Raw genomic sequence first — 6,386 nt, forward strand, 5'->3', positions numbered from 1 at the left:
GAGAGATGCCATGGACATGGAAGCACGAGGCCACCGCGAACACCCGGAAGCGCTGCGCCTGTGGTTGCGCCTGCTGACCTGCACACAGCTGATTGAAAAGCATGTGCGCGGCCAACTGCGCGAACAGTTCGACACCACCCTGCCGCGCTTCGATCTGATGGCGCAGCTCGAGCGCAATCCCGACGGGCTGAAGATGAACGAGCTGTCGCGCCGCATGATGGTCACTGGCGGCAACGTCACCGGCATCACCGACCAGCTGGTGGCCGAAGGGCTGGTGGAACGCATGGACGTCGAAGGCGACCGCCGCGCCTACCGCGTGCGCCTGACCACACGCGGCCGCAAGACCTTTGACGAGATGGCTCGCCAGCATGAAGGCTGGATCGTCCAGGCCTTTGGCGGCCTGTCGCCGCGCGAAATCGACACCCTGCACAAGCTGCTGGGCAAAGTCAAACAGCACCAGACCGATCTGAACCAGGAAATGGAAAACGCATGAAACACTACATTGGCCCCAGCAACCCCATGCACGCGCAGTTCAATGCGCTGGCCGGCTACCAGGCACGCCACTTTGCCTATGCTTTTGATGCCGGTGTGGCCACCCTGAGCCTGAACCGGCCGGAGCGCAAGAACCCGCTGACGTTTGACTCCTATGCCGAGCTGCGCGACCTGTTTCGCGCACTGAACAGCGCCACCGACGTCAAGGTGATTGTGCTGACCGGCGCCGGGGGCAACTTCTGCTCGGGCGGTGATGTGCATGAAATCATCGGTCCGCTGACCAGGATGGCCATGCCGGAACTGCTGGAATTCACCCGCATGACCGGCGACCTGGTCAAGGCCATGCGCCTGTGTCCACAGCCCATCGTCGCCGCGATCGACGGCATCTGCGCGGGGGCCGGTGCGATGATGGCGCTGGCCGCCGACATGCGCCTGGGCACCGCGCAGGCCAAAACCGCTTTCCTGTTCACGCGCGTGGGACTGGCCGGCGCCGACATGGGTGCCTGCGCGCTGCTGCCGCGCCTGATCGGCCAGGGCCGTGCGTCCGAACTGCTGTTCACCGGCCGTGCCATGACGGCGCAGGAAGGCCTGCAGTGGGGCTTTTTCAACGCCCTGCATGAACCCGCCGAGCTGCTGGGCAAGGCGCAGGCACTGGCCGCCGATCTGGCCGCCGGCCCGACCTTTGCCCACGGCATGACCAAAACCATGCTGCACCAGGAGTGGGCCATGACCCTGGACCAGGCGATTGAAGCCGAAGCCCAGGCGCAGGCGATCTGCATGCAGACGAAAGACTTCACGCGCGCCTATGAAGCCTTTGCCGGCAAACAGAAACCGGTGTTCCAGGGAGACTGATGTGAAAGCCGACACCCGACACCTGGCAATGCCATTTTTTGGCGATGCGCATCGCGCCCTGGGCGAGCAACTCGCGGCCTGGGTACCCGCCCAGCAAGTTGACGAAAGTGACGACAGACGCGCCTGCAAGGAGTGGGTGCGCCTGCTCGGAGACGGCGGCTGGCTGCGCTACTGCGTTCCCGCCAGTGCCGGCGGTGCCATGGACAAGCTCGATTCGCGCGCGCTGGTGATCCTGCGCGAAACCCTGGCGTTTCACTCGCCCCTGGCCGACTTTGCGTTTGCCATGCAGGGCCTGGGCAGCGGCGCCATCACCCTGGCCGGCACACCGGCGCAGCAGGCGGCCTACCTGCCCGCAGTCGCACGCGGCGACAAGATCGCCGCCTTTGCGCTGAGTGAACCCGACGCGGGGTCGGACGCCGGCGCCATGACGACCAGCGCCGACCCGTCTGACGGCGGCTGGGCTCTCAATGGCAGCAAGACCTGGATCAGTAACGGCGACATCGCCGACTTTTACGTGACCTTCGCCAAGACCGACCGCGAAGCCGGCACTCGCGGCATCACCGCCTTCATCGTGGACGCCGGCAACCTCGGCCTGGACAGCAGCGAACACATCGCGGTGATGGCGCCGCATCCGCTGGCCACACTGAAGTTTGCGCATTGCAGGCTTCCCGGCGAGGCGCAACTGGGCGCGCTCAATGGCGGCTTCAAGCTGGCGATGCAGACGCTGGACATCTTCCGCGCTTCGGTCGCCGCTGCCGCGCTGGGCATGGCGCGCCGCGCGCTGGCGGAGGCCGTCCGCTTTTCGCGCGAGCGCAAGATGTTCGGCCAGACCCTGGCCGACTTTCAGCTCACGCAGGCCAAGATCGGCGAGATGGCAGCACTGATCGATGCTGCCGCCCTGCTGACCTACCGCGCCGCCTGGCTGCGCGACGACAGCGAAGCCAGCGGTGCCGGCAAACGTGTCACCGCAGAGGCGGCGATGGCCAAGATGACTGCGACTGAAAACGCCCAGCGCGTGATTGACATGGCCCTGCAGATGCACGGCGGCCTGGGAGTGAAAGTCGGCACCAAGGTGGAAAGCCTGTACCGCGACATCCGCTCTCTGCGCATTTACGAAGGTGCGACCGAGGTCCAGCAATTGATCATTGGAAAGGCGGTCTTGCAGTCATGAGCATCCCCTCCCACCCTTCCGTGCAGACCGACCGCTTTGTGCACGACCGCCTGCCGCCTGCGGACCAGTGGCCGCAGATGCGCTACGACTTGCCCGAGCTGCAGATTTCCGCGCAGGCCAACCTGGTCGATGTGCTGTTCGAGCGTGCTGACCAGCGCGGCCTGTCGGACCGACCCTTCCTGCGCTCCGACAAGATCGTCCTGAGTTATGCCGACGCCCACGACCGGGTCAGGCACATCGCCCAGGTCCTGACCGAAGACCTGCAGCTGGTGCCCGGCAACCGCGTGTTGCTGCGCGGCGGCAACACCATCGGCATGGCGCTGGCCTGGCTGGGGGTGGTCAAGGCCGGGCTGGTGGCCGTGGCCACCATGCCGTTGCTGCGCGCCAAGGAGCTCGGCGAAATCATCGCCAAGTCCCAGGCCACGGTGGCCCTGTGTGATGCCAGCCTGCTGGCCGAGTTGCAGGCCGCGCGGGACCTGAACCCGACGCTCGCCACCATTGTTCCCTTCAACCTGAACGAACCCGGCTCGCTCGCCGTGCGTGCCGCCGGCAAGAACGGCGACTTCGCGCCCAGCCGGACCTCGGCGGACGACATCGCGATGATGGCCTTCACCTCCGGCACCACGGGCACGCCAAAAGCCGCGGTGCACACGCACCGCGACGTACTCGCCGCCTGCGAGGCCTGGCCGCGCCATGTGCTCCAGGCCACCCCGGACGACATCGTGATGGGCTCGCCGCCGCTGGCCTTCACCTTCGGCCTGGGCGGCATGCTGATCTTCCCGATGTGGGCGGGCGCCTCGGTCTATTACCCCGGCATTGCCTACACGCCGGAGGCCATGGTCAAGCTCATCAACGAAGTGGGCGCCACCATCTGCTACACCGCGCCCACCTTCTACCGCCAGATGGCCGCCTTCGCGAAGCAGCATGGCGTACCGACGCTGCGCATCTGCGTCAGCGCCGGCGAGGGCCTGCCCGACGCCACGCGCCAGCTCTGGAAAGACGCGACCGGCATCGAGATGACGGACGGCATAGGCGCAACCGAAATGTTCCACATCTTCATTTCCGCCGCGCCGGAGGAAGTTCGTCGTGGTGCCATCGGCAAGGTCGTGCCCGGTTACACGGCGAAGGTCGTGGATGACGAGGGCCATGAAGTCCCGCGCGGCACCATCGGCAAACTGGCGGTCATCGGACCCACCGGCTGCCGCTACCTCGACGATGAGCGTCAGGCAAAGTATGTGAAAGACGGCTGGAACTACCCGGGCGACGCCTTCCTGCAGGACGCCGACGGCTACTTCTTCTTCCAGTCCCGGGCCGACGACATGATCATCACCTCGGGCTACAACGTGGGGGGTCCCGAAGTGGAAGATGCCCTGCTCAAACACCCGGCGGTGGCCGAATGCGGCGTGATCGGCGAACCCGACGAGGAACGCGGCATGGTCGTCAAGGCCTTTGTCGTGCTCAAGCCCGGTCAGGAAGCCGGCGAAGCCATGACCCGGCTGCTGCAGGATCACGTGAAAACCACGCTGGCGCCGTTCAAGTACCCCCGCCGGATCGAGTTCGTGAGCAGCCTGCCGCGCACGGAGACCGGGAAACTCCAGCGCTTCAAGCTGCGCCAGAAATGAGACCGGCATGAAGTTCACCACCCAAAAGCTGATCCGCTTTCACCACTGCGACCCCGCAGGCATTGTTTTTTACCCGCAATACTTTTATCTGCTGCATGAGGCGCAGGAAGATTTTCTGGCCCACATCGGCTTTCCCGAGCACGAGATGATTGCCGGTGGCCTGGGCGTGCCCATCGTGGACATGAAGACCGAGTTTCTCGGCATGTGCCGCTATGGCGACAAGGTCGACATCGAGCTCAGCCTGACCCGTCTGGGCCACACCAGCATCGGCATGAACTATGAAATTCATAGCGCGTCACGCACTGAAGACAAGGGCCAGAGCCTTAAACTGCGTGCAAACTCGGTGGTCGTCTGCGCCGAGATCCCCAACGGCAAGGCGTTGCGCATCCCTGATGGATGGCGCGAAGCGATGCTGCCTTATCTGCAAACACCCCTGGAAGAAAAGTCATGATGAAACTATTGCAGCCGGACGGCTGGGCCGCCCCCCGGGGTTATGCCAACGGCGTGATGGCCAGAGGCGCGCTGATTTTCGTGGGCGGACAGATCGGCTGGAACGCACAGCAACAATTTGAAAGCGACGACTTCATCGTCCAGACCCGCCAGGCCCTGCAAAACATCCTGGCGGTGCTGCAGGCCGGCGGTGCGGGGCCGGAGCACATGGCGCGCATGACCTGGTATGTGGTGGACCGCGTGGAATACATCGCACGGCTCAAGGAGCTGGGCACGGTGTACCGCGAAGTGATGGGCAAGAACTTTCCGGCCATGACCTGCGTGGAAGTCTCCGCCCTGGTGGAAGAGCGCGCCCGCATCGAAATTGAAGTGACGGCGGTCCTGCCGGATTGAGCAGGTGGCCCTTGCCCCGAAAGCCGGCAGAGACGCAGGCCGGCCGACGGAGTTTCAGGGATTTTGGGCTTAAGATGAGGCTGGATTGGCAACGTTGATGTCGACGTGGCTGGAGACCTACATGAACCCCCTCCGACTCACACTCACCAGGCTTTCATTTCATGGCTGATCAGACATCCGGTTTCAAGCAGACCACACCCGGACCCGAATTCGGCCTGGCCGAAGCCCAGCGCCGAATGCAGCAGCAGCTGATGGAAATGACCGGGGTGGCCCAATCCGTCTTCCACCTGGAGACCCAGCAGCTCAGCTGGAACCCGCGCGCCTATCAGCTGTTTGGCCTGCCTGCGGGCACCCCCATGACGCTGGAAACAGCCATGGGCCTGGTGTATCCGGACGACCTGGACCTGCTGGTCAGGGCACGCGACCAGTTGCGCAAGAGCCCGGGCGCGATCGAACTGGACTACCGCGTCATCCGCCCCGATGGCGGCTTGGTAGACGTGCATGCCCTGCTCTATCTGGAGTCCGACGCCCAGGGCCGACCGCTGGCCTATATCGAAATGAGCCTGGACGTGACCGAGCGCAAACGGGTGGAAAACGCCCTGCTCCAGTCTGCGCGGCTGTGCCGGGCACTGGACCTGGTGTCCACCGATGGTTACTGGGAGCAGGGCGCCGCTGTGCAGGGCGCCAGCCCGGCAGACACACTGTCGGCACCCCTGCAGATTCCCAAGGCCGCCAGCCACGGCTTGCAACGCAAAATGCGGGTGCTGTATGTCGAGGACAACATGTACAACCTCATGCTGTTTGACGACGTGATGCGAACACGCGACGACGTTGAGGTACGCATGGCACAAAACGGTGCCCAGGGCTTTGAGGTGGCCGGCAGCTGGTTGCCTGATGTGCTGGTGCTCGATGGCCGCCTGCCGGACACCCACGGGATTGATCTGCTCAAACGCATTCGGGAGATCCCAGGCTTGCGGTCAACGCCGGCCTTCATGTGTTCGGCCGACACCCAGCCTGAGCACAAGATCCTTGCCGAGCAGGCGGGATTCTCCGGTTATTGGACCAAGCCGGTGGACTTTGACAAGGTGTTCGACGAACTCGACCGGGTGGCAGGCGAAACCGATCTGGGCTAGGAACCTGCTCTGGCGCCTGTTGGTGAGTGCACACCCCGGGTGAACCGACCCAGGACGCCGCGCTCGCCGACGCGGACGGCCCGCAGGGAAGCCTGCCGCACATGCACTCCTTCTGACAAATCTTCGCCCGTCGCCGGATCGCTCGGGGAATTACTGGATGCCCTGCACCGGCGTCACGGAGCTCTCACGCACGATCAGCCAGCGGTCACCCACCCGGACCCATTGCAGGGTTTTGGTCACCACGTCCCGGTAGTTGGCCGAGCGGTAGGTCTG

General features: G+C 64.5%; 7 protein-coding genes. All 7 read left to right on the forward strand.

Annotated features, from left to right (window positions below; genetic code table 11):
• Positions 1-10 precede the first annotated feature (10 nt).
• Positions 11-493, forward strand: coding sequence for a MarR family transcriptional regulator (locus tag PSV33_RS06620; RefSeq protein WP_300560013.1), 483 nt, complete (start codon positions 11-13; stop codon positions 491-493).
• Positions 490-1,344 carry an enoyl-CoA hydratase family protein gene (locus PSV33_RS06625; RefSeq protein ID WP_300560015.1) on the forward strand — a complete coding sequence of 285 codons (855 nt, stop codon included), beginning with the start codon at positions 490-492 and terminating at the stop codon, positions 1,342-1,344. Before PSV33_RS06620 ends, PSV33_RS06625 begins: the two co-directional genes overlap by 4 nt.
• Positions 1,298-2,515, forward strand: a complete 1,218-nt coding sequence (locus PSV33_RS06630; RefSeq protein WP_300560017.1) for an acyl-CoA dehydrogenase family protein — start codon at positions 1,298-1,300, stop codon at positions 2,513-2,515. Before PSV33_RS06625 ends, PSV33_RS06630 begins: the two co-directional genes overlap by 47 nt.
• Positions 2,512-4,137 carry an AMP-binding protein gene (locus tag PSV33_RS06635; RefSeq protein ID WP_300560019.1) on the forward strand — a complete coding sequence of 542 codons (1,626 nt, stop codon included), beginning with the start codon at positions 2,512-2,514 and terminating at the stop codon, positions 4,135-4,137. Before PSV33_RS06630 ends, PSV33_RS06635 begins: the two co-directional genes overlap by 4 nt.
• Before the next feature lie 7 nt (positions 4,138-4,144).
• Positions 4,145-4,588 carry a thioesterase family protein gene (locus PSV33_RS06640; RefSeq protein WP_300560021.1) on the forward strand — a complete coding sequence of 148 codons (444 nt, stop codon included), beginning with the start codon at positions 4,145-4,147 and terminating at the stop codon, positions 4,586-4,588.
• A complete protein-coding gene (locus PSV33_RS06645; protein ID WP_300560022.1) occupies positions 4,585-4,980 on the forward strand; it encodes a RidA family protein in 396 nt (131 codons plus the stop codon). Before PSV33_RS06640 ends, PSV33_RS06645 begins: the two co-directional genes overlap by 4 nt.
• Positions 4,981-5,141: 161 nt before the next feature.
• Complete coding sequence (locus PSV33_RS06650) at positions 5,142-6,113, forward strand: response regulator (RefSeq protein WP_300560023.1); 972 nt, start codon at positions 5,142-5,144, stop codon at positions 6,111-6,113.
• Positions 6,114-6,386 lie beyond the last annotated feature (273 nt).

It is taken from the genome of Polaromonas sp. (genome assembly GCF_029945895.1).
Classification (GTDB): Bacteria; Pseudomonadota; Gammaproteobacteria; order Burkholderiales; family Burkholderiaceae_C; genus Polaromonas.